This is a genomic window from Bacillus sp. AFS040349 (assembly GCF_002577655.1).
In the GTDB taxonomy this organism is placed as follows: domain Bacteria; phylum Bacillota; class Bacilli; order Bacillales; family Bacillaceae; genus Metabacillus.
This window is the reverse complement of sequence record NZ_NUMC01000116.1, coordinates 1-3,090: the sequence shown is the minus strand read 5'-3', so window position 1 is coordinate 3,090 and position 3,090 is coordinate 1. Positions and strand designations below refer to the sequence as shown.

Annotated in this window: 3 protein-coding genes; all 3 read right to left on the bottom strand. The window is 31.3% G+C overall.

The genetic code is table 11. The features are described 5' to 3' along the window. Positions 1-121: 121 nt before the first annotated feature. The gene (locus tag COD11_RS21605) at positions 122-1,804 is read right to left on the bottom strand and encodes a helix-turn-helix domain-containing protein (RefSeq protein WP_098798981.1); all 1,683 of its coding nucleotides are present in this window, start codon (positions 1,802-1,804) and stop codon (positions 122-124) included. 18 nt (positions 1,805-1,822) lie between these two features. After that, on the bottom strand, positions 1,823-2,206 hold the full coding sequence (locus COD11_RS21600; RefSeq protein WP_098798980.1) for a PadR family transcriptional regulator: 384 nt from the start codon (positions 2,204-2,206) through the stop codon (positions 1,823-1,825). Between the two features lie 665 nt (positions 2,207-2,871). Then, positions 2,872-3,090: hypothetical protein (locus tag COD11_RS27280; protein ID WP_218012750.1), on the bottom strand; the 219-nt coding region annotated here is incomplete at its 5' end.

Sequence of the window (3,090 nt, the reverse complement as noted above, 5' to 3'; positions counted from 1 at the left end):
AGGTGTATGATGATCTTTTTCATTTAAATTCCATACCTTTTCTTACTAGAAGAACGATAAAAACTAAAAGAAAGTACGTGTTTTTTTAAAAACACGTACTTTCTAAACAGCCTGACTTGGATTAATCCAAGTCTTCTATTCCTAACCAGTTTTTTATTTTCTCTATATTTTCATTTGTAGGCTTTTTTATTTGTCCTCTCTCAAATCGGGAGAGGGTACTATGAGAAACGCCTATTTGACTAGCTGCTGCTGAAATAGAAAGATTCCTCTTTTTTCTCTCCTTTGTAAAGAGACTTGCAAGAGTATTCGTATCATCATTAGTACTATTCTCGTATTCACTTACTATTTTCTTTTCTTTTTCTATTAAGCTTTGTAACATACTAATTGTATTAATTGTCTGCTTTTCTTCAATATTTTCTTTTTTGTACTGACTTAATAAATCCTTAGTAGGAATAATACGCACCTGAGAATTAAGCCAACCTTCCAACCAGAATTTTTTTGATGAAATTCCATCAAAATCTCCAACATACTCCCAATTGTCAATAATTTTATCTTCTAATAAAGTGTCCAATACATTCTCAACAGTTTCTTTTGTTCGTTGGGGATATCTTTCATTAATCTCTAATCCCATTACTTTTAGAATTCCTTTGTCCCCACTTAAATTATAAGGGCGAAAGTAATCTGCTTTTTTTTGCCTTATTCTCCATTGCCATGCTAGATAACGTGCTAGTCGTTTATGGTATTTTTGTCTTATTGGATTATACTGTAATGCTTTTAAGGCTAGGAATCCACTCTCTTTTCTTGCGCCGAAAAGGAAATGACTCATTATTTCTCCAGGTCTAATACTACATTCATATATTCCAACAGGTTCGTCTCCTCTATAAGCAACAGTAATACTATCAACTAGGAATAGAGGATTAAATTGAACTTGCTCAAGCCTATCTATATTTTTTGTCTCTTCATCTACTAGTCTTAATTCATCTTTTTCTATACGTATCCATATTGAAGATAAGGCTGCTAATCTCTTCATTACATCATCGCGATCTTTTTTTCTGTAACCAGTCTGGTATTCACCTTCTCCACCACTACGACCTTGTATATTTCTTAGATTTAAAGCATCATCACAATGAAAGTGAATCATCTCATCTTTATATTGGGCTTTCTTCATCCACATAATTGAAATAATATCAAAAATATCTGCGGTTAAATCATCCATAACCGAAATAGCATGATCGGTTAAATTTTGCCATTGTTCAATCTCAGATGATGTTAGTCTTAGTCCTTTATTTGCCTCATTTCTAACTTGGGCTATAGCTTTCATTTTTTTTCTTTCATCTGATATCTGAGCGGTTGGATATACCTGGATATCTTTAAACTCATTTTTACTAATTGTTTCTCGTAATTTATGAAAAATAAGCGCACTTCCTGATTCAGCAAATTCTGTATTTACTAAACTAGTGACAAGTTCTTGGTTTTCACTCTTAATATCTCTTGCATTCTTTCTACTTCGATTATAAGACCATTCATTTTCTATAAAAGGCTCAACAAAAGATACTATTCTTTCTTTATAATTATGAATCCAAGATTTTAAGTTACTAATGGGTAGGTTGTGCTCGTTTGTAATTTCTTCAAATATTAGTAGGTATGCTCTAAATGATGCTGTATCAACGATTCCATCTTCATAAGGGTTTGCAGATAGTATTTTCCAATTGTTTTCCCAATCGTCTACTATAGAAATATGTGATTTGAATAGTTCTCTTGCTACATCAATCATATTTTTTTGAACCATCAGTATCTCATTCATATTATGACCAATCCTTTTTTAATTAAAAACTGTTTTTAAGATACGTTCGATAATTTCCTTTTGCTCTTGGAACAAAATAAGATATTTCTTTTTAAGAATATCAAATTCTTCTTTTCCTTGTTCAGTTAATGAATAGTAATATATACGTTGTCGCCTCTTTTCAAGAGATTTATAGGAGTCTCTACGGCTTAATAAACCATCATTTGTCATATCGTGTAGGGTGTCAAGAAGAGTAGACGGGGCTGGTACCCATTGGCCGCCAATTTTCTTGAATTCTTCTTTGAAATGTTCTGATATCATACCGCTTGGTTTTGTCTGAAGAAGGTGAAGAATATAAAATTTAGTGAATTGAGCTGCGCTCATATTAAGTGCGAATTTTTTAGGGCTATTCTTATGAGACAATTGTAAACCCTCCATTTTATTATTTATACATATAATATCATATTGACTACTTACTAGTAACTCCGAATATATAAAAAAAGACTGTGTTTAAGGGATTTTAGCAAAAGAAAATAAAATTGTTAAACAAAAACCTGAATAAACAAGCATAACCTCACCTATTACGTTGCCAAGGTTATGCTTGTTTGTTTCTTTAATGGGAGTTACTCCACAATGGCGGTTGAAGATCTTTTCCGTTATATCAAACTAATGTATACTAGAAAATAACTCTTAGTTAAAATAAATAAGCTGGTTTCACCTGCCACAGACAATAAATTCTAACTATATTTACATCGACCGTTTGTATCAAGAAGTGTATTACAAGCCTCACACTTTGACTTAAACTTAATATTTTTCACAAAAAGCCTTTTTTGATCTTCGTGTTTTCTTACCTGCTCATAATAATTTTTCAAGTTATAAACATTATACTCATGACTAAACTTGGATTCTTTATTTTTATACGTCATAAAAAATCCCTAAGGCTTGGTATTTATACAAGTGTGGATAGTTAAGGATTTATAACCACTTTTAGAGAGTAGTAAATAAAAATGCGAATAAATTTAACAATATAAAAAGCACCCATTTGGATGCTCTATGTGATTAGTGATACTGATTAATATTTGGAATTTTTAACAACGTCTTTTTATTCTTAAGATTTCATTATAAGATTTCAATCCTAAGGCAAGCATTGCGATACTAAAGATTGAAGATAAAATAGTACTCCCTATTAGCAGCCATAGCCATATTACCTTCTTAAATCCTTGAAAAACCATCAAAACACCTCTAAAATTTTTAATGAAAGTATTCACTAAAAAAACACCCTTATTCAGAGAGGCCACTGAAAATCT